Genomic DNA, 24,195 nt, shown 5'->3' with positions numbered 1-24,195 from the left:
GCGTCCGCGGCCGGGTCGATGCCCGTGACGGACTCGTCGACGGGCTCATGCTCAGTGGGCAAGGGTTCCTTCCTCGAGACCGCCGGCCAGCACGTGCGCGTGCACGTGGAAGACGGTCTGGCCCGCGGCGGGGCCGGAGTTGAAGACGAGTCGGTAGTCGCCGTCGGCGTGCTCGGCGGCGAGGGCGCTCGCCGTGGCGACGAGCTCGGCGAGCAGCGCGGGGTCGCCCGCCGCCAGCTCGGCCACGGTCGCGTACGCGTCGGTCTTGGGTACGACGAGCAGGTGCACGGGGGCCTGCGGGGCGATGTCGCGGAAGGCGATGAGGCGCTCGGTGTCGAGCACGACGTCGGCGGGGATCTCGCCCCCGATGATGCGCGTGAAGATCGAAGGGCCGTCAGTCGTCATGCACCTATCTTAAGCGGCGCGAGCCCCGGTGCCGCGGCGCCGTTCGCTCACGGCGGCGGCGCTGGGGCGACGGACGGATGCGCGCGCCTACCAGCGCCCCAACGGCCCGGACAGGGCCGCGATCGCCGCCGGGCCCGCCGTCGAGGCCCGCAGGACGTTGCCGCCGAGCCGGGCATGGACGGCGCCCGCCGCGAGCAGCGCCGCGACCTCCTCCGGTGCGATGCCACCCTCCGGTCCGACGACGAGGTAGACGCGCCCGACGCCGTCGAGGTCGAGCCGGTCGATGGGGGTCTCCGCGCGGGGATCGAGCAGCACGACGCGGTGCTCGCCGGCGAGGCGCACCAGGTCGGCGAGCCTGGCGAGCGGCGCCACCTCGGGCAGGTGCGCCCGCAGCGACTGCTTGGCCGCCTCGCGCACGATCGTGCGCCAGCGGGCGACCGCCTTGTCGCGCTTCGCGCCCTCCCAGCGCACGACGCTGCGCGCGGCCGCCCACGGCACGACGCCCGCGGCGCCGAGCTCCGTGGCGGCCTGCGCGGCGAGCTCGTCGCGGTCGCCCTTGGCGAGGGCCTGCACCAGCCAGAGCTCCGGGCTCGGCGACGCCTCCTCGCGCAGCTCGACCACCTCGAGCCGCAGCGACCCCGGCTCGGCGGAGAGCACCTCGCCCGACACGACCAGCCCGCGGCCGTTGCCGATCTCGAGCCGTTCGCCGGCACGCACGCGGCTCACCTGCACGGCATGCCGCGCCTCGTCGCCGACGAGCTCGACGACCGCGCCGACCTCGGTCGCGGCCAGGCTCTCGTCGAGGTACCGGTGCGCCATCCGCTCGTCTCCGCTGCGTTCGTCTCGTCCGTGGGCCCCGTCGGCGTCAGCCGCGGGTGAAGCGGTCGCGCAGCTTGGCGAAGAGGCCCTGCTGGAACTGCGCGAGCTGCGGGTCGACGTGCCTGCGGCTGCCCGCGAACTGCTCGATCAGCTGGCGCTCCTTGTGGTCGAGCTTCGTCGGCGTCACTACCTGCACGCCGACGCGCAGGTCGCCGCGGCCGGTGCCGCGCAGGCGGGTGATGCCGCGGTCCTTGATGGTCAGCACGTCGCCGGACTGCACCCCCGAGCGCACCTCGAGCTCGACGTCGCCGTCGAGGGAGTGCACGGTCGCGGTGGTGCCGAGGATCGCATCCGTCATCTGCACCTCGAGCGTGGCGAGCAGGTCGTCGCCGTCGCGGCTGAACACGTCGTGGTGGCGCACCTTGACCTCGAGGTAGAGGTCGCCGTTCGGGCCGCCGGCGGGGCCGACCTCGCCCTGGCCGGGCAGCTGCAGGCGCAGGCCGGTCTCGATGCCGGCCGGGATCTCCACCGGGATGGTGCGGCGGGCGCGCACGCGACCCTGGCCCTGGCAGATGACGCAGGGATGCGGGATGACGGTGCCGTAGCCGCGGCAGGTGCCGCAGGGGCTCGAGGTCATGACGTTGCCGAGCAGGCTGCGCACGGCGCGCTGGATCTGGCCGCTGCCGTGGCAGATGTCGCAGGTGACCGGCGAGGTGCCGGGCGAGCAGCAGGAGCCGTTGCAGGTGTCGCAGAGCACGGCGGTGTCGACCTCGAGCTCGCGGGTGGTGCCGAAGACGACCTCGTCGAGCTCGACGTCGAGGCGCAGCAGCGCGTCCTCGCCGCGCTCGCGGCGGCTGCGGGGCCCGCCCCGACCGCCGGCGCCCGCGCCGAAGAAGGTCTCGAAGATGTCGCCGAAGCCGCCGAAGTTGCCGCCGCCGAAGCCGCCCTGTGCCTGCGGGCCCAGGTCGTACTGCTGGCGCTGCTTGGGGTCGCTGAGCACGTCGTAGGCGTGCGTCACCGACTTGAAGCGCTCGGACGCCTCGGTGCCCGGGTTCACGTCGGGGTGCAGCTCGCGGGCGAGGCGCCGGTACGCCTTCTTGATCTGCTCGGGGCTCGCGTCGCGCTCGACGCCCAGGACTTCGTAGTGGTCTGCCACGGGTTGGGGATTCCTTACTGGTCCTCGCCGAACTGGCGGGACAGGTAGCGGGCGACCGCGCGGACGGCGGCCATGTTGTTCGGGTAGTCCATGCGGGTCGGACCGAGCAGGCCGAGCCGTCCGAGCCCAGCGCCCGGCACAGAGTAGCCCGTCGAGAGCACGGAGGTCTGGCCGAGCCCGAAGGACTCGTTCTCGCGCCCGATCCGGGCGGTGACGGCGATCGCCGTCTCCGCCTCCATCTCGGTGAAGAGGCGCAGCAGGGTGACCTGCTGCTCGATCGCGTCGAGCACGGGCACGACGCTGCCGTCGAAGTCGCGCTCGTCGCGGACGAGGTTGGCGGCCCCGGCGATGACCAGGCGGTCCTGCCGGTTGGCGGCGACCTGCTCGACGAGGGCGGCGGCGAGGCGCTCGACGACGCCCGACCGCTCGGGCGCGAAGCGCTCGGCGAGGGCGGCGAAGACCTGCGCCGCCTCGGCGAGGCCCAGGCCGTCGGCGGCCGCGTTCACCTTCGCGCGCAGCTCGCCCAGGAACACCTCGTCGACGGCCGCGGGCAGCTCGACGATGCGCTGCTCGACCCGCCCCGTGTCGGTGATGAGCACGGTCATGATGCGGGTGTCGGCCAGCGGCACCAGCTCGATGTGCCGCACCTTCGCCGCACCGAGGGTCGGGTACTGCACGAGCGCGACCTGCTGGGTCAGCTGCGAGAGCAGCCGCACGGTGCGCCCGAGCACGTCGTCGAGGTCGGCCGACTGGTCGAGGAAGGTCTCGATGGCCGTGCGCTGCGCCGCGGAGAGCGGACGGAGGTCGGCCAGCTGGTCGACGAACAGCCGGTAGCCCTTGTCGGTCGGCACGCGACCGGAGGAGGTGTGCGGGGCCGCGATCAGCTCCTCCTCCTCGAGGAGCGCCATGTCGTTGCGGATGGTCGCGGCGCTCACGCCGAAGGCGTGGCGGTCGACGATCGACTTCGAGCCGACGGGCTCGCGGGACGCGACGTAGTCCTGCACGATCGCGCTGAGCACCTGCAGTCCGCGGGGTGACACCATCTCGGCCGCTCCTTCCGCTCGCTGGCACTCGGTCGGGGTGATTGCCAATCGTACCGCGCGGCGACACGGGCCCCGCACGGCGCCGCGACCGGCGCGCCGCGGCGGTACAGTGATGCGTCGCCCGGCACCCGGCCCCCGGAAGGGGATGCCGTGGCGGCCGGGCCCCGCATCCGTGGCCCGGAGCGCTGCAGAAAGGCCGCCGGTCGTGTCCGAGCCCACCCCGACCACCGCATCCGTCCCCGTCCCGAGCCCCGCCTTCGGCGCCGAGACCGACCGCACGGTCGCGCTGGCCGCGCACCTCGGCGGCATCCTCGGCCCGCTGCCTGCGCTCATCCTCTTCCTGGCGTTCCGCGACCGCGGCCCGCTCGTGCGGGAGGAGTCGAAGGAGGCGCTCAACTGGCAGATCACCTGGTGCCTGGCGGCGCTCGCCGTGCAGGTCTCGCTCGTCGGCGTCGTCGGCGGCCTGTTCGCCGCCCTGCTGCCCGGCTTCGGCTGGACGGTGCAGGCACTGCTCTCGCTCGTGCCGTGGCTGCTGTACCTCGTCAACGTCGCGCTGTCGGTCGTCGGCGGGATCCGCATGGGGCAGGGCGCGCCCGGCTACCGGTACCCCTTCGCGGTAAGGCTGCTCAAGTAGGCCCGTGTGCGCCATGATGAGCGTGACGACGCAGCACCGACCGCCCACGACCTTGGAGGAAGCATGACCGACGCACCCCCGCCCAACGGCCAGCCGAACCAGCAGCCCGGACAGTCCGGACAGCCCGGACCGCAGCAGCCCTACCAGCCGGGACCGCAGCAGCCGTACCAGCAGCCCGGCGCGTACCAGCAGCCGCAGCAGCCGCTGAGCCCCTCGGACGAGAAGCTGTGGTCGACCCTGACCCACGTCGGCGGCATCCTCTTCACCTTCGTCGTGCCGCTCATCACCTACCTCGTGTTCAAGGACCGCGGTCCGTTCGTGCGCGAGCACACGCGGCAGGCGCTCAACTTCCAGCTGACGATCCTCATCGGCTACGTGGCGGGTGCGATCCTCACTGTCATCTTCGTGGGCGCGCTCATCACGCTGGCCGCCGGCGTCCTGTCGCTGATCTTCGGCATCATCGCCGCGATCGCCGCGAACAAGGGCGAGATGTACCGCTACCCGATCGCGATCCAGTTCATCAAGTAACCGCGACCGGAACGCGCACGGGCGTCGGCTCCTCGGAGCCGGCGCCCGTCGGCGTTCCCGCGGGCGTGCATCCGGTCCGAGCGGATGCGCCGCCGCTCAGAGCAGTGACGCTCCCGCATCCGCTGCGGACTCCTCCGCCTCCAGCAGCTCGCGCACGACCCCGTCGGCGAGCAGGCGGCCCCGCAGCGTGAGCACGAGCGTGCCGCGCAGCGCGGGACCGGGCTCGACGAGCCCGTCGGCGATGAGCCCGGCGACCGCGCGGCGCGCGCCCGGCGCCAGCGCGGAAAGGTCGAGGCCGTCGGCCAGGCGCACCTCGAGCAGCACGCGCTCGAGGTGCTGCGTGGCGGCATCGAGGGTCTCGCGACCCGCCGCCGGGCTCTCCCCCGCCGCGATGCGCTGCGCGTAGGCGGCCGGGTGCTTGACGTTCCACCAGCGCACGCCGCCGACGTGGCTGTGCGCGCCGGGACCGACGCCCCACCAGTCCGCGCCGCGCCAGTAGGCGAGGTTGTGCCGGCTGCGGTGCTCGCGGCCACGGGACCAGTTGCTCACCTCGTACCAGTCGTAGCCGGCGTCGGCGAGCATCCGGTCGGCCAGCTCGTACATCTCGGCGTGCAGGTCGTCGTCGGGCTCGGGCACCTCGCCGCGCCGGATCTGGCGAGCCAGCTTCGTGCCGTCCTCCACGATGAGCGCGTAGGCGGAGAGGTGGTCAGGCTGCTCGGCGATCGCCGCCTCGAGCGAGGTGCGCCACTCGTCGAGGGTCTCGCCGGGGCTGCCGTAGATGAGGTCGAGGCTGCAGTCGAGGCCCGCCTCGCGCGCCCAGCGAACCACGAGCGGGATGCGCGCCGGGTCGTGCGTGCGCTCCAGCGTCGCCAGCGTCGACGGCACCGCCGACTGCATGCCGAAGCTCACCCGGGTGAAGCCGGCCTCGGCGAGGGTCGCGAGGTAGCGCTCGTCGACGCTGTCGGGGTTCGCCTCCGTGGTGATCTCGGCGCCGCTCTCGAGGCCCCACGTGCCGCGCACCGCGTCGAGCATGCGGACGAGGTCGGATGCGGGCAGCAGCGTCGGCGTGCCGCCGCCGAAGAACACGGTGCGGGCCGCGCGCGGCGGCAGGCCGGCGGCCTCGAGCACCCGTCCCCCGAGGCGCACCTCGCGGGCGGCCTCGTCGGCGTAGTCCTCGCGCTTCGCGCCGCGCAGCTCGTCGCCCGTGTAGGTATTGAAGTCGCAGTAGCCGCAGCGCACCCGGCAGAAGGGCACGTGCAGGTAGACGCCGAAGTCGCGCTCGGCCGCGCCCTCCACGACGCTCGCGGGCAGCGCCCCGTCGGCGGGCGCGGGATCGGCGAGCGGCAGGGCGGAGGGCATCAGACCATTCTCCCACCCGGCGCCCGCGCGGCGTGACGCGCACCCTGATAGCGACCCCGCATCCGCTCGTTACGAGGAATGCAGGACACACGCATCCGCTCGGACGCGCTCGGGCCGGTCGTGCGGGCGCCACGGGTCGATGCTCCTGCGTTTCTCGCAGGGGCCCCGACACGGGTCGATGCCCCTGCGTTTCTCGCAGGGGCCCGTCTCGAGCGCGCGTGCGAGGAATGCAGGACGGACGCCTGCGCGCCGGCGCGGACGGACTCGATCCGCGGGTGCCGTGCCGCGATGCTCCTGCGTTTCTCGCAACGGCGTGGAGGGGCGCGCTCGGAGCACGCGGCGGCGTGGATCAGCCGGCGCGGACGACCTCGGTGCCCGGGCCGCGCTCCTCGGTGGGGCCGAGCAGGGCGCGCAGGTAGCGGCGCGTGTAGTGCCACTGGGTGATGCGCAGGACGGGTCCGACGAAACGGTAGAAGCGGGTCGCGCCGCGCGAGAAGGCGCGTACGACGAACCACACCGATCCGTCGTCGTGCAGCTCGACGAGGAAGGCCTCCTCGCCGCTCTCCGGGTGGCCCTGCAGCGTGCCGTAGGCGAAGCCGCGCACGGTCGGCTCGTCGATCACGTAGACCACGCGCGCCCTGGCCCCGACCCGCCACAGCAGGAACGGGATGCCGAGGCGCACGGTCTCGCCGGCGACCAGCAGCTCGGAGCCATCGGGCCCGTACTGCACCTCGCTGCGCTCGAGCGAGGCGGGCTCGACAGCGGCGCCGTCCTCGTCGAAGCCGACGGGACGGTAGCCGCGTTGCTCCGCATCCGGTCGGCTCTCGATCTCGACGGTCATGCCGCTGCGCAGCTGCACCTGCCAGGAGAGGACCGCGAGGCTCGCGGCCTCGAAGCGCTCCGGGCCGTGGCCGATGCGCACCCGGCGCTCGATCGGACGGAATCCGGCCGGCGGGTAGGTGAGCAGATCGGCCGCCTGGGTGCCGCCGACGGCCGCGTAGGTCGTCGGCTCGCCCGCCGGCTCGCCACCGGAGCGTCGTCGGATCGGTTCCACTACTTCTTGCTCTCCTTGGTCGGCTCGCCGGAGGAGAGCGCGGCGATGAAGGCCTCCTGGGGGACCTCGACGCGGCCGACCATCTTCATCCGCTTCTTGCCCTCCTTCTGCTTCTCGAGCAGCTTGCGCTTGCGGGTGATGTCGCCGCCGTAGCACTTGGCGAGGACGTCCTTGCGGATGGCGCGGATCGTCTCGCGGGCGATGATCCGCGCGCCGATCGCCGCCTGGATGGGCACCTCGAACTGCTGGCGCGGGATGAGCTCGCGCAGCTTGCCGGCCATGAGCACCCCGTAGGCGTAGGCCTTGTCGCGGTGCACGATCGCGCTGAACGCGTCGACCTTCTCGCCCTGCAGCAGGATGTCGACCTTCACCAGATCGGCCTCCTGCGAGCCGTTCACGTCGTAGTCGAAGGACGCGTAGCCCTGGGTGCGGCTCTTGAGCGAGTCGAAGAAGTCGAAGACGATCTCGCCGAGCGGCAGGGTGTAGCGCAGCTCGACGCGGTCCTCGCTGAGGTAGTCCATGCCCTCCATGACGCCGCGGCGGCTCTGGCAGAGCTCCATGATCGTGCCGACGTAGTCCTTCGGCGCGAGGATCGTCGCCTTGACGATCGGCTCGATCACCGCGTCGATCTTGCCCTCGGGGAACTCGCTCGGGTTGGTGACGTGGATGAGGTCCTTGTTCTCGGCGCGCACCTCGTAGAACACGCTCGGCGCGGTCGCGATGAGGTCGAGGCCGAACTCGCGCTGCAGGCGCTCGGTGATGATCTCGAGGTGCAGCAGGCCGAGGAAGCCGCAGCGGAAGCCGAAGCCGAGGGCGACGGAGGTCTCGGGCTCGTAGACGAGCGCCGCGTCGCTCAGCTTGAGCTTGTCGAGCGCCTCGCGCAGGTCGGGGTAGTCGGCGCCGTCGATCGGGTACAGGCCGCTGAAGACCATGGGCTTGGGCTCGGTGTAGCCCGGCAGCGCATCCTCGGCGGGCTTCGCGGCGTTGGTGATGGTGTCGCCGACCTTCGACTGGCGCACGTCCTTCACGCCCGTGATGAGGTAGCCGACCTCGCCGACCGAGAGGCCCTGGCTGGGCTTCGGCTCGGGCGCGCTCACGCCGATCTCGAGCAGCTCGTGGGTGGCGGCGGTGCTCATCATCCGCACCTTCTCGCGCGGGCTGAGCCGGCCGTCCTTCATCCGCACGTAGGTGACGACGCCCCGGTAGGGGTCGTAGACGGAGTCGAAGATCATCGCGCGGGCGGGCGCGTCGGCATCGCCGACCGGGTTCGGGATGCGCTGCACCACGCGGTCGAGCAGTGCCTCGACGCCCATGCCGGTCTTGCCCGAGACGCGCAGCACGTCCTCGGGATCGCCGCCGATCAGGCCCGCGATCTCGGCCGCGTACTTCTCCGGATCGGCCGCGGGCAGGTCGATCTTGTTGAGCACCGGGATGATCTCGAGGTCGTTCTCCATCGCCAGGTACAGGTTGGCGAGGGTCTGCGCCTCGATGCCCTGCGCCGCGTCGACGAGCAGGATGGCGCCCTCGCACGCGGCGAGCGACCGGCTGACCTCGTAGGTGAAGTCGACGTGGCCGGGGGTGTCGATCATGTTGAGCGCGAAGGTCCGGCCATCGACCTCCCACGGCATGCGCACGGCCTGGCTCTTGATCGTGATGCCCCGCTCGCGCTCGATGTCCATGCGGTCGAGGTACTGCGCGCGCATGTCGCGATCGGCGACGACGCCGGTGATCTGCAGCATGCGGTCGGCGAGCGTCGACTTGCCGTGGTCGATGTGGGCGATGATGCAGAAGTTGCGGATCGCCTCGGGCGCGGTGCGGGCGGGCTCGAGGGGACGGGCGGCTCTGGGGCTCACGGGGACCTATCGATGGCGGAGCGGATGCGCACGGTGGCGCGGGATCGAGCCATTCTCCCATCCCCTCGGGTCGGCGGCGAATCCCGCGCGACTCGTGGCGGGTGCGGTGCGACTCGTGGCGGGTGCGGTGCGACCCGTGGCGGGTGCGGTGCGAGGAATGCAGGTGCCGTGCGCCCGCATCCGCTCGTCTCCATCGCGGTGGAGCGGATGCACGTGCGAGGCGCCTGCATTCCTCGCACGGGGCTGGGCATCGACGCGAGGTCGAGGAATGCAGGACGGATGCGCGCGCCCGCGCCGCTGGACGCCGCGATCGCACGAGGACGGATGCGAGGCGCCTGCATTCCTCGCACGGCGCGGGGGCGAGGAAGTCAGCGGAGGGACGGGAGGCGTCCGAGGCCGGTGCGCAGCGCGGCCGGATGGGCGGCGAGGCAGACGCGCGCCCACCCCTCGCCCTGCACGCCGAAGGCCCGACCCGGGGCGAGCGCGACGCGCTGCTGCAGGAGCAGCCGCTCCGCCCATCCGCTCACGTCGCCATCGCTGAACGGCGAGGCGTCCAGCCACAGGTAGAAGGCGCCCTCGGCGCGCAGGTAGGCGATGCCGCGCTCGTCGAGCAGGCCCTCCGCGAGCACGCGATTGGCGCGGTAGTGCTCCGCGGCCGCCGCGACGTGCGACTGCTCGCCCTCGATCGCGGCGAGGGCGGCGTACTGGCCCGGCATGCTCACGCAGCTGATCGCCGCCTCCTGCACGGTGCTCATCACCCGGGTCAGGCCGGGCGGCGTCACCAGGTAGCCGACCCGGATGCCCGTCATCGCGTAGGTCTTCGACAGGGAGAACACGGTGAAGACCCGGTCCTCGACGTCGAGCGCGGCGAGCGAGACGTGCCGCTCGGACCCCGTGAACGCTTCGTAGACCTCGTCGCTGATCACCCAGAGGTCGCGGGCGCTCGCGAAAGCGAGCAGGGCGCGCAGGGTCGCCTCGGGGAACACCCGGCCGAGCGGGTTCGACGGCGAGTTGACGATGAGCACCCGGGTGCGGGCCGTGACGAGCCGCTCGAGCTCAGCGAGGTCCGGCAGGAAGCCGAGCTCCGGGCGCAGCGCGTACGGCACCGGCACGGCGCCGAGCATGCGCGCGTTCATGGTGAAGGTCGTGTAGCCGGGATCGGGCACGAGCACCTCGTCGCCCGGATCGAGCAGCAGCCCCATCGCCTGGTGCAGGCCCTGCGTGGCGCCGGCGGTGGCCCAGATCTGCTCGACGTCGACCTCGGTGCCGTTCTCGCGCGCGAGCTTGCCCTGGATCGCGCGGCGCAGCGGGGCGATGCCGCCGTTCGGCGAATAGTCGGTGTCGTCCCGCGCCCACGCCTGACGCGCGGCGGCGATGATGTGCGGGGCGACCGGCACGTCGGGCTCCCCCACCGCCAGCAGCACGACGTCGTCGACATGCTGCGCGAGCTCGAAGATGCGGCGGATGCCGGAGGGCGGCACCGAGCCGATGTGCGGCGAGAGCGAGGGCATGGCACGAGCGTAGGTGGGAGCGGATGCGATGGGCGCGCCGTCCCGCCACGCACCCTCGACGGCCTGCCGAGCGGCGGGATTGCCCCGCCTGCGTCGTCCCTGGTATCGTCTCCTGTTGGCTTGCGCGTCCGGTCCCCTCTCGGCCGTCGACGCGGATCGCGGCCGGGAGTCCCCACGTCACACCCGGTGCCCGGCCGCAGAACACACATCCACTCGAAGCATTAGGAAGTCATCCGCATGGCGAACATCAAGTCGCAGATCAAGCGCATCCTCACCAACAAGAAGGCGCAGGAGCGCAACAAGGCCGTCAAGAGCGAGCTCAAGACCGCCGTCCGCGCCAGCCGCGAGGCCATCGCCTCGGGCGACAAGGACAAGGCCGTGGCCGCCCTCAAGAACGCCTCGAAGAAGCTCGACAAGGCCGTGAGCAAGGGCGTCATCCACCAGAACCAGGCCGCGAACCGCAAGTCGGCGCTCGCGAAGCAGACCGCCGCGCTCTGAGCTCAGCGCTTCCAGGAAGGGCCCCGTCCATTCGGACGGGGCCCTTTCTCCGTCAACGGGAACACGCCCCGGGGCGAGAAACGCAGGAGCCTCGTCACGGTGCTCCCCCGACCTGCCCGGTCACTCGGCAGCGCGAGCGCGCTCATCCTGCGTTCCTCGCATCGGCGCTGGGGTCGGGGCTCGAGGCGAGGAACGCAGGAGGTTCGTCGGAGGGGCCGGCCGTGCGGCGCCCGGACGAGCGGATGAGCGTGCTGAACGCCTGCATTCCTCGCGATGGGCGGGGGGTGGGCTCGGGTCGGCGGGTGCGCGTCGGGCGGGCGGGTCAGCGGCCCCGGCGGGCGACGAGGACGATCATGCGCTCCAGGGCGTAGACGGCGTCGCGGGAGGCGCCTTTGACGGCGGCGTCGGTGGCGGCGATGCACTGCACGGCGCGGCCGAGGCCCTCCTCCGACCAGCCCTGGCTGTCGCGGCGGGCGCGGTCGACCTGCCACGGGGCCACACCGAAGCGTCTGGCGAGCTCGCCGCCGCTGCCGTGCGCGCCCCAGAGCTTGGCCATGACGCGCAGCTTCATCGCGAAGGCCGCGACCATCGGCACGGGATCCGCGCCGCTCGCGAGCGCGTGGCGCAGCAGGATCAGCGCCTCGCCGGAGCGACCCGCGACCGCGGCGTCGGCCACCTTGAAGGCGTTCGTCTCGACGCGCCCCCGTAGTAGCGCTCGACCGTGGCCTCGGAGATCTCCTCCGCGGCGTCCGCGAGCAGCTGCTGGCAGGCTGCGGCCAGCTCGGCGAGGTCGCCGGTGAACGCGGAGAGCAGCGCGCGCAGGGCGCCGGGCTGGATGCGGCGACCGGCGTCGCGGAACTCGGCTGCCGCGAAGGCGTGGCGCTCGTCGTCCTTCTTCAGCTCGGCGCAGACGACCTCCACGCCGCCGCCGCGGCCTGAGCGCACGGCATCGAGCAGGCGCTTGCCGCGCACGCCGCCCCCGTGACGCAGCACGACGACGACCTCATCGGCGGGCGCCTCGAGGTAGGCGATCATCTCCTCGAGGAACGCGTCGGTGCATTGCTCGACCTTGTCGACGCGGATGAGCCGGGGCTCGGCGAAGAGCGAGGGGCTGGCCAGGGTGAGCAGCTCGCCCGGCCCGTACGCGTCCGCGTCGATGCGGTGCACCTCGAGGCTGGGGTCGGCGGCGCGCTGGGCGTCGAGGATGCGACGGATCGCACGGTCGGCGAAGAACGACTCGCCGCCCGAGACCAGCACGACCGGAGCGCTGCGCGCCTCGTTCCAGGCGAGCTGCGGGATCTTCGCGGCGGCCTTCGCCGCCGTCGCCCTACCGCCCCGCGCACCCGACCGAGCTGCTGTCGCCGCCACGCGGGCCTCCGTTCCGACCGGCGCCGCGCCGGTGCGTCCAGCCTACGGGGCTCCGCCGACACCGGGCGTCGAGCCGGTGCACGGGCATCGAGCCGACACCGGGCGTCGAGCCGGACGCCCGGACATCGAGCCGGCGCCCGCGCGTCCGGCCAGCGCCCGCGCATCGGACCGGCGCCCGCGCATCGGACCGGCACCCGCGCGTCGGACCGGCGCCCGCGCATCGGACCGGCACCCGCGCGTCGGACCGGCGCCCGGACGTCGACGGCGCGGCACGCCGCCCCGCTCGGCCGCCCCGCTCGGTCCAGGGGCGCGGCACGCCGCATCCGCTCGTCCGCTCATCCGCCCCGCTCGGTCCAGAGGCGCAGCACGCCGTCCTCGACCGCGACCACCGCCAGGCCGTCGGTGTCGCTGCGCAGCACCTCCGCGCCGAGGGCGTCGAGCTCGTCGAGGATCGACGGCGCAGGATGGCCGTAGTCGTTCTCGCCCACGCCGATGAGCGCCAGGCTCGGGCTCGCCGCGGCGTAGAGCGGCGGCGCCTGATCGGCGGAGCCGTGGTGCGACACCTTGACCACGTCGACGTCGAGCGAACCGGGCGGGGCGCGACCGAGCATCAGCCGCTGCGCGAGCTCGCCGAGGTCGCCCAGCAGGAGCACGCTTGCGCCCGCCGCACCGGGGCGGGGTGCGAAGCGCAGCACCAGGCTGAGGTCGTTGCCCTCGTGCATGCCGAGACCGCCCGGGGGCGGCCAGAGCGCCAGCCAGTCGAGCGCGCCCAGCGCACCCGTGTCGCCGCTGGCACCCTGCTGCACCGCCGCCCCGCCGGCCGCGAGCCGCTCGAGCAGGGCATGGTGATCCGCCTCCAACGGCGGGCCGTTGACCACCCGCTCCACCCGGCCGAGCACGGCCTCGGCACCGCCCACGTGGTCGGCGTCGAAGTGTGTGAGCACGAGCAGGTCGATGCGCTGGATGCCGAGCTCGTCCAGGCAGTCCGCGAGCGGCTCCGGATCGGGGCCGGTGTCGACGAGCGCCACCGCGCCCTCGCTGCGCAGCAGCACCGCGTCGCCCTGTCCGATGTCGCAGAGCGCGATCGACCAGTCGGCGGGTCGGGTGACGGCGCGACCCAGGGCGCCGCCCGCGGCGACCGACACGGCGAGCGCGAGCAGTCCGGCACTGCCGCCGAGCAGTGCCCGGTACCAGCGCTCGCGTCGACGGTGCCGGCCGAGCAGCAGCGCGAGGCCTGCGACGGCCGCGAGCACGAAGAGCAGCACCCCGAGCCCACCGTCGAGCCACGGCAGCGACGGCGAAGGCGCTGCGGCGGCCGTGCGCGCCACCGAGCCGATCCATGCCGCCGGGGCCCAGGCGAGGTGGAGCAGCGCGACGCCCACGGCCGGCAGCAGCGGCAGCGCCAGGCAGCCGAGCAGCCCGACGACGGTGGCGATCGGCGCGGCGGGGGCGGCGAGCAGGTTGGCGGGCACACCGTAGACGGGGATGACCGGATCGAGCAGCAGCAGCACCGGCTGGCAGGCGACCTGGGCCGCCGCGGGCACCGCGAGGCCGGCGGCGAGGGCGGTCGGCAGGACGCGCGACAGCAGCGCGGTCAGGGGGCCCGTGAGCAGCAGCAGCCCGGCGGTCGCGAGCACGGACAGGGCGAAGGCGTAGCTGCGGGCGAGCCAGGGGTCGAACAGCAGGAGCAGCGCCACCGCCGCCCCGAGCATCGGCAGGCCACCCGCTGGCCGCCCTCGGGCGAGGGCGAGCAGCACGAGCGCCGCCATCGCCGCCGCCCGCTGCACGCTGGGCTCGGGGGTGACGAGCACCACGAAGCCGCCGAGGGCGGCGAGCGACAGCAGGATGCGCACCGCACGGGGCAACCGGAGCGCGCCGCCCAGCAGCATGATCAGCGCGACCACGACCGCGCAGTTCGCCCCGGAGACCGCGGTGAGATGCGAGAGCGACGAGACCCGCATCGCCTCCTCCAGCTCCGCGTCGAGCCCGGCGGTGTCGCCGATGGCGAGTCCGGGCAGCAGCATGCCGCCGTCGCCGGGCAGGTCTGCCGCGGCGGCTCGGAAGCCTTCGCGGAGGGCGTGCGCAGCCCCGCGACGCCGCCGGGCTCGGCGGCCACGATCGCGTCGCCGAGCACGTCGAGCAGCACGGCCCGCTCCTCCCCCGGCTCCGTGGGGACGGCCCGGGCGCGCAGCGCGATCTCCGCGCCGATCGGCACCGCGCGATCCAGCGAAGGACGCGTGTCGAGCACGAGCGCCGGCACCTCGGCCGGGGCGCCGTCCAGCAGCACGACCATCGCGGCCCAGGGCGCCTGGTCGCCGGGGTGGAGGGTCTCCTCCGTACGCAGGACGAGCTCGACCGGCCGGTCCGCCGCGTCGTCGAGGGCCGGCGGCCAGCGCCGGGCGGCGCCGAATCCGGTGGCGATGGCGATGGCGGCCAGCAGCGCGAACGTCAGCGCGGCGTGCTCGAGCACGGTCTGGGCGGCCGGCGCGCCCCAGCGCGACCCGGGCGCACGTCTGCCGCGGTGAAGGAGCAGCACGGCGCCGGCGGCCAGGACCGTCGCGCCGACGACCACGGCGGGCACGAGGGACGGCGCTCCGATGAGCAGCGCCGCCCCGCCCCAGGCGAGGCCGGCGGGCAACGCCACCCGCAGCTGCGCGGGTTCCGGGCGCAAGCGGTCCAGCACGTCAGACCGTCACCAGGTCGCGCAGTCCCTCGAGCGTCGCCTCGCCGATGCCGCTCACCGCGAGCAGATCGTCGACGCTCGTGAACGGCCCGTTCGACTCGCGCCAGTCGAGGATCTTCTGCGCCGTCGACGGGCCGACGCGCGGCAGGGTGTCGAGCGCCGCGAGATCCGCCGTGTTGAGGTTCACGAGCCCGCCCGCGGCGGTGCCCGCAGCCGCGCCGCCGGGAGGGGCCGGCGGCGCCTCCCCGACCCGCGGCACCTGCACCTGCTGCGCGTCGGCGAGCACCTGCGCCAGGTTCAGCGCCGCCTGATCGGCCTCCGCGGTGAAGCCGCCGGCCGCCGCGACGGCGTCGACCACGCGGTCGCCCTCGGCGAGCTCGTAGAGGCCGGGCCGCGCCACGGCGCCGAGCACGTGCACGAGCACGAGCGACGGGGCGGCGGGAGCCGGGCTGCTGGTCGCCGGCGCCAACGGCACCGAGCTCGCGGCGCCCCCGCCGCGCAGCGCGCCGACGAGCACCGCACCGACCGCGGCCGCCAGCCCGAGCAGCACCAGCGCGCCGAGGCCGATGCGCCGCAGGGCGCTGCGCCCGCGACCGCCCGCGGGGGCGCCGGGCGCCGCCAGCAGGCTCCGTGCATCCGTCGACATGGCGGCCACGCTAGGCAGCGGGGCGGATGCGGGAACGGCACCGCCCTCCATCGGTGCCGAGCGCGGGGCCCGGCGCCGGTGGAGGGCGGGATGCGGGAGCGGCCGAACCGGCCGCCCGGGCGCTACTTGGTGCTGATGCTCACGATGCGCGGGGCGCGCACCACCACGTTCACGATCGCCTTGTCGCCGATGGCGCGCTTGGCGCCCGCGGTCTCGAGCGCGAGCGCCTGCAGCGCGTCGGGGTCGATCGTCGGGGGCACGTCGACGCGATCGCGCACCTTGCCGTCGACCTGCACGACCGCGGTGACGCTCTGCTCGACGAGCAGCGTCGGGTCGGCCTTGCGCCAGCCGAAGGACGTGATGGAGCCCTCGTAACCGAGCACGCTCCACATCTCCTCGGCCGTGTAGGGCGCGTAGATGCTGAGCACGAGGGCGATCGCCTCGGTCGCCTCGCGCACGGCGGGGTCGCCCGCGCCGGCGCCCGAGTCGATCGTCTTGCGCGTCGCGTTGACGAGCTCCATGAGGCGCGCGACGACGACGTTGAACTTGAACGCCTCGGTGAGGCCGGGCGCGTCGGCGAGCAGGCGGTGGGTCTGGCGGCGCAGCTTCTCGTCGCCGCCCTTCCAGACGACGTCGCGCTCGCTCGTGACGTCCTTGGCCAGACGGAAGGCGCGGGCCAGGAACTTGGCGCTGCCGTTGGCCGACACGTCGGCCCAGTCGATGTCGTCCTCGGGCGGGCCCGCGAAGGCCATGGTGACGCGGATCGCGTCGGCGCCGTACTGGTCGAGCTGCTCGACGAACTCGACGAGGTTGCCCTTCGACTTCGACATCTTCGCGCCGTCCATGAGCACCATGCCCTGATTCAGCAGCGCCTTGAACGGCTCGGTGAACGTGATGTGCCCGAGGTCGTAGAGCACCTTGGTGATGAAGCGCGAGTAGAGCAGGTGCAGGATCGCGTGCTCGACGCCGCCGACGTACTGGTCGACGGGCGACCACTTCTCGGCCTCGGCCGGGTCGAAGGCGCGGGTCTCGTCGTTCGCGCTGAGGAACCGCAGCGGGTACCAGGAGCTGTCGACGAAGGTGTCCATCGTGTCGGTGTCGCGCAGCGCGGGCGAGCCGTCGACCGGGTTCACGGTCTCGACCCACTCGGTCGCCGCGCCGAGCGGCGACTGGCCCTTCGGCTGCAGGTCAAGGCCCTCGGTGCGGGGCAGCTCGACCGGCAGCTGCTCGAGGGGCACGGGGTGCAGCGAGCCGTCGGCGCCGTGGACGATCGGGATGGGGGTGCCCCAGTACCGCTGCCGCGAGATGAGCCAGTCGCGCAGCCGGTAGCTCTTCGCGGCGCGGCCGGTGCCGTCGGCGGTGAGCTGCTCGATGATGCGCTTGATGGCGTGCTGCTTGCTGAGCCCGTCGAGCGGGCCGGAGTTCATCAGGCGGCCCTCGCCGGCCAGCGCCTCGCCGGTCGCGGCGGGGTTCAGGTCCGGCAGCTCCGGCAGGATCGGGTCGCCCTGCTCATCGAGCTCGATGACCGGGATCGCGCCGGTGACGGGCGCGTTGACGTCGACGACCACGCGCACCGGCAGGTCGAAGGCGCGGGCGAAGTCGAGGTCGCGCTGGTCGTGCGCCGGCACGGCCATGACGGCGCCGGTGCCGTAGTCGGCGAGCACGTAGTCGGCGGCCCAGACGGGCAGGCGCTCGCCGTTGACCGGGTTGATCGCGAAGCGGTCTAGGAACACACCGGTCTTCGGGCGGCTGGCGTCCTGCCGCTCGATCTCGGTCGACTGCTGCACCTGCTGGCGGTAGTCCGCGAAGGCGGCCCTGACCGCATCCGTGCTGCCCTCGGCGAGCTCGGCGGCGAGATCGCTCTCGGGGGCGACGACCATGAACGTCGCACCGAAGAGCGTGTCGGGGCGGGTGGTGAAGACCGAGACCTTCTCATCACGGCCCTCGATGGCGAAGTCGACCTCCGCGCCCGTGGAGCGCCCGATCCAGTTGCGCTGCATCGCGATGACCTTGGCCGGCCAGCTGCCCTCGAGCTGCTTGAGGTCGTCGAGCAGGCGGTCGGCGTAGTCGGTGATCTTGAAGTACCACTGGGTCTTCTTCTGCTTCTCGACGACGGCGCCGCAGCGCTCGCAGCGACCCTCGACGACCTGCTCGTTGGCGAGCACGGTCTGGTCGTTCGGGCACCAGTTGACCCAGCTCGCCTTGCGGTACGCGAGGCCCTTCTTGAACATCTCGAGGAACAGCCACTGGTTCCACTTGTAGTACTCGGGGTCGCTCGTGTGCAGTTCGCGGCTCCAGTCGAAGCTGGTGCCGTAGCGGCGGAAGCTCGTCTTCTGCTGCTCGATGTTCGCGTAGGTCCAGTCGCGCGGGTCGACGCCGCGCTTGATGGCCGCGTTCTCGGCGGGCAGGCCGAAGCTGTCCCAGCCGATCGGGTGCAGCACGTTGAAGCCCTGCTGGCGCCAGTAGCGCGCGACGATGTCGCCGAAGGCGAAGGCCTCGGCGTGGCCCATGTGCAGGTCACCGGAGGGGTACGGGAACATGTCGAGCACGTACTTGCGCGGCCGCGTGTCGGCGGGGTCGTCGGTGCGGAACGTGCCGTGCTCGTCCCAGTACGACTGCCACTTCACCTGGAGGGCGTGGACGTCGTACTCGATGGCGTCGCGCTGCTCTTCTGACACTGGGGTGCTCACACTTCGTCGCTGGGGGGTCTGCGGGCGGGCGCGAGGGCGCCTCCACCCGGTGGTTCAGCCTACTGGGGTCAGGTGCAGCCGCGTGTCGACCAGCTCGTCGGGCACCGCCGTGTGCGCGATGAGCAGCACGGCGCGCTCGTCGCCGACGGCGCCGAGCAGCTCGCGCAGCAGCGCGTCCGCACGGTCCGGGTCGACGTTCGCGGTGGGCTCGTCGAGCACGAGCACCGGGAAGCCCGCGAGCAGCGCGCGGGCGAGGGCGATGCGCTGGCCCTGGCCGCCGGAGACGAGGGCGCCCCGCTCGCCGAGCTCCGCATCCAGTCCGCCCCTCGACTCGGCCCAGGTGCGCAGTCCGACGCGATCGAGGGCGTCGAGCAGCCGCTCGTCGTCGGCCTCGTCGTCGGCGAACGACAGGTTGCTGCGCAGGCTGCCGGCGAAGAGGTGCGGCCGCTGCTCGATGAGCCCGACCGTGGAGCGGACCGCCTCGAACGTGAGCTCGCGGGCGGGCACGCCGCCGATCGTGTACTCGCCGCTGTGCTCGAGGAAGCGCACCAGGCCGTTCGCCAGGCTCGTCTTGCCGACGCCGCTGGGCCCGGTCACGAGCATCCGCTCCCCCGGGCGCAGCACGAGGTCGACGGGGGCGAGGGCGGCGGCGGATGCACCGGGCCAGGTCACCGCGAAGTCCCGCAGCACGATGGTCGCATCGGCCGGCGCGGCCGCCGTGCCCCGGTCGAGCGGGATCCCGGCCGGCACCGCGTCGGGAACGGTCTCGGCGACCCGCTCGGCCGCGACGCGCACCTGACGCCAGGAGGCCAGCGCGAGCGGCACGCTCGCGAAGACCTCGAAGACGGCGATGGGCGTGAGCGCGATGAGCGCGAGCATGGGACCGTCGACGACGCCCGGCGACGGCGCGAACTCCGGGCCGAGCGGTGCGCTGGGCTGCAGCGCGGGGATGCCGGCGAGCAGCGCGGCGAGGGTGGCCGCTCCGGCCGCGAGCGAGACGACCCCGGCGGTGAGCCCGGCTCCGGCGGCTCGGCGCAGCGTCGCGGTGCGCAGGGCGGCGTCGGCGTCGCGCACCCGGGCGAGGGCGGCGGGGGCCGCGTCGAAGGCCAGCAGGGTCTCGAGGTTCTGCACGAGGTCGAGCAGGCGGTCGGCGAGGTCGGCGCGCAGGGGCGCCACGGCGCGCTCGGCGCGCGCCGCGAGCACCCGGCTGAGCAGCCCGCCGATGACGAGCGCGAGGGCGAGGGCCGTGACGAGCCCCGCGGCGGCGAGCGGCGAGACGAAGGCGACGCCCGCGACGGCGAGCAGCGAGACGAGCCCGGCGACGACCAGCGGCTGCACGATGCGCAGCGGCAGGTCCTGCAGCTGGTCGACGTCGGCGACGAGCCGCGTGAGCAGATCGCCGCGACGCCGGCGGGCGAGCCCGGCGGGCGCGAGCGGGATGAGCCGCTCCAGCACGCCGACGCGCAGGTCGGCGAGGCTGCGGAAGGCGGCGTCGTGGCTCGCGAGCCGCTCGAGGTAGCGCAGGAACGCGCGGCCGAGCGCGAAGGCCCGCACCCCGACGACGAGCAGGGAGAGGTAGAGGATGGGCGGCTGCTCGGCCGCGCGGGTGATGAGGTAGGCGCTCGCAGCCATGAGCGCGACCGCGCAGACCGCGCTGAGGGCGCCGAGGGCGATGCCCGGCCACGCCCGGCGCGGCGCGGGCTGGGCGAGGCGGAGGACGGCCTTCGCCCGCGGGCTCAGCGGCGCGCTCACGCGGTCACCGCCCGGGGTTCGAGCAGGACGACGCGATCGGCGGCGGCCAGCACGTCGGGCCGGTGGCTGACGACCAGCACGACCCGTCCCTCCGCCGCGACCGCGCGCAGCCGCGCCACGAGCGCCGCCTCCGTGCCGGCGTCGAGCGCGGCGCTCGGCTCGTCGAGGATCAGCGCCGGCAGGTCGCGGCGGCGCAGCCGGTAGAGGGAGCGGGCGATGGCGACGCGCTGCGACTGCCCGCCGGAGAGCCCGGAGCCGCCCGCGCCGAGCTCGATGCCGGGGTCCAGGTCGAGGCCGGCCTCGTCCAGCGCGCGGCGGATCAGACCGGCGTCAGGTTCCGGGTCGCCCAGGGCGACGTTGTCCGCGACGCTGCCCGAGATCAGGCCGGGGCGCTGTCCGGCCCAGGCGAGCTGCGCGGGTCCGACGGGCGCCCCGCCCAGCGTGGCGGTGCCGGCGGACGGCGCCCAGCCGAGCAGCGCGGCGACGATGCTCGACTTTCCCGCGCCGGAGGGGCCCGCCAGCACCGTGAGCATTCCGGCCTCGACGGTCGCGTCGAAGCCCTCCACGACGCGCTCCCCGCCGCGGCGCACGGAGAAGCCGGCGAAGAGCAGATCCCCGCGACCGGTGGGCTGCGCTGCGGGCGCCGCGGGCGCCGACTCCGCCTCCTCGAGCACCTGGAACACGTCCTCCGCGGCGGCGACGCCGTCGGCCGCCGCGTGGAACTGGGCGCCCACCTGCCGCAGCGGCAGGAACGCCTCGGGCGTGACGAGCAGCACGAAGAGGCCGGCGAGCAGCCCGATGTCGCCCTCGATGAGGCGGATGCCGATCGACACGGCGACGAGCGCCACCGAGAGCGTGCCCGCGAGCTCGAGCACGAAGCCCGACACGAAGGTGACCCGCAGCACCGACATCGTCGAGCCGCGGTACCGGTCGGTGATGGCCCGCACGGTGCCGGCCTGCCGGCGCTCCCGGCCGAAGATCTTGAGGGTCGCGAGCCCCTCGACGAGGTCGAGGTAGGCGGTCGCGAGCTGGTTCAGCAGGCGCCACTGCCGCCGCTGCACCGCCTGCGTGGCGAGCCCGATGAGGATCATGAAGACGGGGATGAGCGGCAGCGTCACGATGACGATCACGGCGGTGGCGACGTCCTGCGACAGCAGCGCGAGCACCAGGATGGGCGTGGCGATGGCCGTGAGCAGCAGCTGCGGCAGGTAGCGGGCGAAGTACCCGTCGAGCGCGTCGAGCCCGCTGCCCGCGATCGTGAGCAGCCTCGCCGAGCCCTGCCGCGCCGCCCAGTCCGGTCCGAGCCGCACGACGGCGTCCGCGACCTTCGCGCGCAGCTCGCTCTTCACCACCGCGGCCGCCCGCGCCGAGGCCGCCTCGAGCGCCCAGACGATGGAGGCGCGCAGCACCACGACCGCGGCGAGCGCCGCGAGCGAGGCGGTGACGGGTCGTCCCTCGATGGCGCCGGTGATCGCATCCGCCAGCAGCCAGGCGAAGGCCAGGATGACGAGCGTCTGCGCGAGGCCGAGCGCGGCCCCCAGGAGGAGGAAGCGCCGGGCCCCGGCGGCGTGGCGGAGCAGCCGGGGGTCCAGCGGTTTCATGGCTTCAGGCTATCGAGGCGGTTCAGTGCGCAGCCGCGAGGATGCGGTCGCGGGTGACCCGCTTGCGGAAGACCCAGTAGGTCCACACCTGGTAGCCGAGCACGATCGGCGAGATGCCGAGCGCGACCCAGCTCATGACCTGCAGCGTGTAGGCGCTGCTCGATGCGTTCTCGATGGTCAGGCCGCCGACGCCGCTGGTCGAGGGCATGACGTTCGGGAAGAGCGCTGCGAGCAGGGTGCCGACGGCGAGGGCGGTCGTCGCGGCGAGGCCGGCGAAGGCCCAGCCCTCGCGGCCGGCCGCGTTGGCGATGAGGCCGAGCACGAGCGCTCCCGCGGCCGCGGCGGCGAGGCCGGCGATCAGCGCGAAGTGCGGCGCATCGGTCGCACCGAGCACGGTCCAGCCCAGGAACGCGGCGGCCAGCGCCACGGTGACGAGGCCGGCCCGCCCGGCGAGGCGGCGGGCGCGTTCGCGCACTCCCCATCCGTCTTCAAGGCCACGAAGACGACGCCGTGGGTGAAGAACAGCACGAGCGTGGTGAGGCCGCCGAGCAGGCCGTAGGGGTTGAGCAGGTCGAGCACGGTGCCGGTGTAGTTGCTGCCCTCGTCGAGGGCGACGCCCTGCACGATGTTGGCGAAGGCGACGCCCCAGAGGAGGGCGGGCAGCGCCGAGCCGATCACGATCATGCGGTCGAAGCGCCCGGCCCACTCCGCCTTCTGGTGCCGGTACTCGAAGCTGACGCCGCGCAGGATCAGGGCGACCAGGATGAGCAGCAGCGGCAGGTAGAAGCCGCTGAAGAGGGTGGCGTACCACTCGGGGAACGCCGCGAAGAGGCAGGCGCCGGCGACGATGACCCAGGTCTCGTTGAGGTCCCAGATCGGACCGATGGTGTTGATGATCTGGCGCTTGTCGGTGTCGTCCTTCGCGAGGAAGGGGATGCTCATGCCGACGCCGAAGTCGAAGCCGTCGAGCACGAAGTACCCGATGAAGAAGAAGCCGACGATGCCGAACCAGAGGTATGCGAGGTCCATGACGTCCTCCTAGTAGACGATCGCGAGCTTGTCGGGGTCGACGCGCGGTCTGCCGTCCGCGTCCGTGTCCACCTCGATCTCGGGCGGCCCCTCCTGGGCGGCCTTCGTGATGAGCTTGAACTCGACCACGGCCAGCGAGCCGTAGACGATGGTGAACACCGCGAGCGAGACGAGCACCTGCCAGCCCGCGACGTTCGGCGACACGGCCGCCTCGGTCTTGAGCAGCCCGAACACGATCCACGGCTGCCGGCCCATCTCGGTGAAGATCCAGCCGACGAGCGCGGCGATCATGGGCAGCGGCGCCGTCCAGATCGCGATCTTCCAGGCGAGCGGATGCACGGGCCGCTTCGCCCCCTTGCGCGTCAGCCAGAGGCCGACGACCGAGACGAGCGCGGCCAGGCCGCCGAGCGCGATCATCCAGCGGAACGACCAGTAGGTGACCCAGATGATGGGGGTGTAGTCGCCCGGGCCCCACTGCGCGGCGTACTGCGCCTGCAGGTCGTTGATGCCCTCCACCTCGCCGTCGAGCGTGTGGGTCGACAGGAACGACAGCAGGTAGGGGATCCGGATGGAGAACAGCTCGCTCGCACCGTCGGGGGTGCCGAGGGTGAAGATCGAGAAGCTCGCGGGGGCGCTCGTCTCGTAGAGCCCCTCCGCGGCGGCCATCTTCATCGGCTGCGCGTCGACCATGGCGAGGCTGAGCTGATCGCCCGAGATCGCGGTGCCGACGAAGGCGACGATGTTGCTCCAGAGCCCGAACCGCAGGGCCTTGCGCATGACCTCGAGGTGCTGGCCGCGCTTCAGGTGCCAGGCCGCCACGGCGACGATGACGGTCGCGGCGAACATGAGCGAAGCGAAGATGGTGTGCGGGAAGGCCGCGAGGGCGACGGGGTTCGTGAGCACGGCGCCGAGGTCGGTCAGCTCGGCGCGGCCGCGCTCCGCGTTCATCGCGTAGCCGACCGGGTTCTGCATGAAGGCGTTCGCGGCGAGGATGAAGTAGGCCGAGGCGATGGTCGCGAGCGAGACCATCCAGATGCTGGCGAGGTGCAGCAGGCGGGGCAGCCGGTCCCATCCGAAGATCCACAGTCCGATGAAGGTCGCCTCGACGAAGAAGGCTGCGAGCCCCTCGATGGCGAGCGGGGCGCCGAAGACGTCGCCGACGAAGCGCGAGTACTCGGACCAGTTCATGCCGAACTGGAACTCCTGCACGATGCCGGTGACGACGCCCATGGCGAAGTTGATGAGGAAGATCTTGCCAAACAGCTTCACCAGGCGCAGGTAGGCGGGGTTGTCGGTGCGCACCCACGCGGTCTGCAGGATGGCGACGAGGAAGGCCATGCCGATGGTGAGCGGTACGAAGAGGAAGTGGTACAGCGTGGTGAGGCCGAACTGCCAGCGGGCGAGGATCAGCGGGTCGAGGAGCTCGTTCAAGGGGGTGCCTCTCGAGAGGTGGTCGAGCGTCGCCGGGGTGGTGGCGCGCTCCGATTCTACGGAAAGTAGAAGGTCGTTTCTACTCGACGTAGAACTTTTTCTACATCCGGTAGAACGCTGGTCAGGCCGCGTCCA

At 73.2% G+C, this 24,195-nt stretch carries 18 protein-coding genes and 2 pseudogenes; 3 read left to right on the top strand and 17 right to left on the bottom strand.

Annotated elements, in window-relative coordinates:
* Positions 1–51: 51 nt before the first annotated feature.
* From QQK26_RS01315 to hrcA, 4 genes are all read right to left on the bottom strand, one after another.
* Positions 52–405: a histidine triad nucleotide-binding protein gene (locus QQK26_RS01315; RefSeq protein WP_284229247.1), complete on the bottom strand. Its 354-nt coding sequence runs from the start codon at positions 403–405 to the stop codon at positions 52–54.
* 87 nt (positions 406–492) lie between these two features.
* Positions 493–1,224, bottom strand: a complete 732-nt coding sequence (locus tag QQK26_RS01310) for a 16S rRNA (uracil(1498)-N(3))-methyltransferase (protein WP_284229245.1) — start codon at positions 1,222–1,224, stop codon at positions 493–495.
* A 46-nt stretch (positions 1,225–1,270) separates the two neighbouring features.
* Complete coding sequence (gene dnaJ / locus QQK26_RS01305) at positions 1,271–2,380, bottom strand: molecular chaperone DnaJ (protein ID WP_284229244.1); 1,110 nt, start codon at positions 2,378–2,380, stop codon at positions 1,271–1,273.
* 14 nt (positions 2,381–2,394) lie between these two features.
* A complete protein-coding gene (gene hrcA / locus QQK26_RS01300; RefSeq protein ID WP_284229242.1) occupies positions 2,395–3,423 on the bottom strand; it encodes a heat-inducible transcriptional repressor HrcA in 1,029 nt (342 codons plus the stop codon).
* Positions 3,424–3,628: 205 nt separating this feature from the next.
* Between hrcA and QQK26_RS01295 the strand changes: the two genes are divergently transcribed.
* Together QQK26_RS01295 and QQK26_RS01290 are read left to right on the top strand one after the other, a co-directional pair.
* Positions 3,629–4,057 carry a DUF4870 domain-containing protein gene (locus tag QQK26_RS01295; protein ID WP_284229240.1) on the top strand — a complete coding sequence of 143 codons (429 nt, stop codon included), beginning with the start codon at positions 3,629–3,631 and terminating at the stop codon, positions 4,055–4,057.
* Between the two features lie 63 nt (positions 4,058–4,120).
* Entirely contained in the window at positions 4,121–4,585 is a 465-nt protein-coding gene (locus QQK26_RS01290; protein WP_348519975.1) for a DUF4870 domain-containing protein, read from the top strand.
* Between the two features lie 96 nt (positions 4,586–4,681).
* On the opposite strand, the gene hemW is transcribed toward QQK26_RS01290, so the two are convergent.
* From hemW to QQK26_RS01270, 4 genes are all read right to left on the bottom strand, one after another.
* Positions 4,682–5,944: a radical SAM family heme chaperone HemW gene (gene hemW / locus QQK26_RS01285; RefSeq protein WP_284229237.1), complete on the bottom strand. Its 1,263-nt coding sequence runs from the start codon at positions 5,942–5,944 to the stop codon at positions 4,682–4,684.
* A 349-nt stretch (positions 5,945–6,293) separates the two neighbouring features.
* Positions 6,294–6,998 (bottom strand): DUF1990 domain-containing protein, encoded by a 705-nt coding sequence (locus tag QQK26_RS01280; RefSeq protein ID WP_284229235.1) that lies wholly within the window; start codon positions 6,996–6,998, stop codon positions 6,294–6,296.
* Entirely contained in the window at positions 6,998–8,851 is a 1,854-nt protein-coding gene (gene lepA / locus QQK26_RS01275) for a translation elongation factor 4 (RefSeq protein ID WP_284229233.1), read from the bottom strand. The genes QQK26_RS01280 and lepA overlap by 1 nt, the downstream gene beginning before the upstream one ends.
* A 368-nt stretch (positions 8,852–9,219) precedes the next feature.
* The gene (locus QQK26_RS01270) at positions 9,220–10,362 is read right to left on the bottom strand and encodes a pyridoxal phosphate-dependent aminotransferase (RefSeq protein WP_284229231.1); all 1,143 of its coding nucleotides are present in this window, start codon (positions 10,360–10,362) and stop codon (positions 9,220–9,222) included.
* 237 nt (positions 10,363–10,599) lie between these two features.
* On the opposite strand from QQK26_RS01270, the gene rpsT reads away from it, so the two are divergent.
* A complete protein-coding gene (gene rpsT / locus QQK26_RS01265) occupies positions 10,600–10,860 on the top strand; it encodes a 30S ribosomal protein S20 (RefSeq protein ID WP_284229229.1) in 261 nt (86 codons plus the stop codon).
* Positions 10,861–11,182: 322 nt separating this feature from the next.
* Here the strand turns inward: rpsT and holA are convergent.
* The 9 genes and pseudogenes from holA to QQK26_RS01220 form a co-directional block, all read right to left on the bottom strand.
* A pseudogene (gene holA / locus QQK26_RS01260) lies at positions 11,183–12,228 on the bottom strand (DNA polymerase III subunit delta).
* 335 nt (positions 12,229–12,563) lie between these two features.
* Positions 12,564–14,189: a ComEC/Rec2 family competence protein gene (locus QQK26_RS01255; protein ID WP_284234382.1), complete on the bottom strand. Its 1,626-nt coding sequence runs from the start codon at positions 14,187–14,189 to the stop codon at positions 12,564–12,566.
* Positions 14,120–14,911: a hypothetical protein gene (locus QQK26_RS01250; protein WP_284229227.1), complete on the bottom strand. Its 792-nt coding sequence runs from the start codon at positions 14,909–14,911 to the stop codon at positions 14,120–14,122. The genes QQK26_RS01255 and QQK26_RS01250 overlap by 70 nt, the downstream gene beginning before the upstream one ends.
* Position 14,912: 1 nt before the next feature.
* Positions 14,913–15,557 carry a ComEA family DNA-binding protein gene (locus tag QQK26_RS01245; RefSeq protein ID WP_284229226.1) on the bottom strand — a complete coding sequence of 215 codons (645 nt, stop codon included), beginning with the start codon at positions 15,555–15,557 and terminating at the stop codon, positions 14,913–14,915.
* Between the two features lie 122 nt (positions 15,558–15,679).
* Positions 15,680–18,211 (bottom strand): leucine--tRNA ligase, encoded by a 2,532-nt coding sequence (gene leuS / locus QQK26_RS01240; protein ID WP_431308024.1) that lies wholly within the window; start codon positions 18,209–18,211, stop codon positions 15,680–15,682.
* A gap of 90 nt (positions 18,212–18,301) precedes the next feature.
* Positions 18,302–19,999, bottom strand: coding sequence for a thiol reductant ABC exporter subunit CydC (cydC, locus tag QQK26_RS01235; protein ID WP_284229222.1), 1,698 nt, complete (start codon positions 19,997–19,999; stop codon positions 18,302–18,304).
* A complete protein-coding gene (cydD, locus tag QQK26_RS01230; RefSeq protein WP_284229219.1) occupies positions 19,996–21,600 on the bottom strand; it encodes a thiol reductant ABC exporter subunit CydD in 1,605 nt (534 codons plus the stop codon). Before cydD ends, cydC begins: the two co-directional genes overlap by 4 nt.
* Positions 21,601–21,622: 22 nt before the next feature.
* Positions 21,623–22,629: pseudogene (gene cydB, locus QQK26_RS01225) on the bottom strand (cytochrome d ubiquinol oxidase subunit II).
* 9 nt (positions 22,630–22,638) lie between these two features.
* Positions 22,639–24,060, bottom strand: coding sequence for a cytochrome ubiquinol oxidase subunit I (locus tag QQK26_RS01220; protein ID WP_284229217.1), 1,422 nt, complete (start codon positions 24,058–24,060; stop codon positions 22,639–22,641).
* Positions 24,061–24,195 lie beyond the last annotated feature (135 nt).

The organism is Arenivirga flava (genome assembly GCF_030161575.1).
GTDB lineage: Bacteria > Actinomycetota > Actinomycetes > Actinomycetales > Microbacteriaceae > Arenivirga > Arenivirga flava.
The sequence above is the reverse complement of the archived record's forward strand: the minus strand, read 5'-3'. Positions and strand labels throughout refer to the sequence as shown.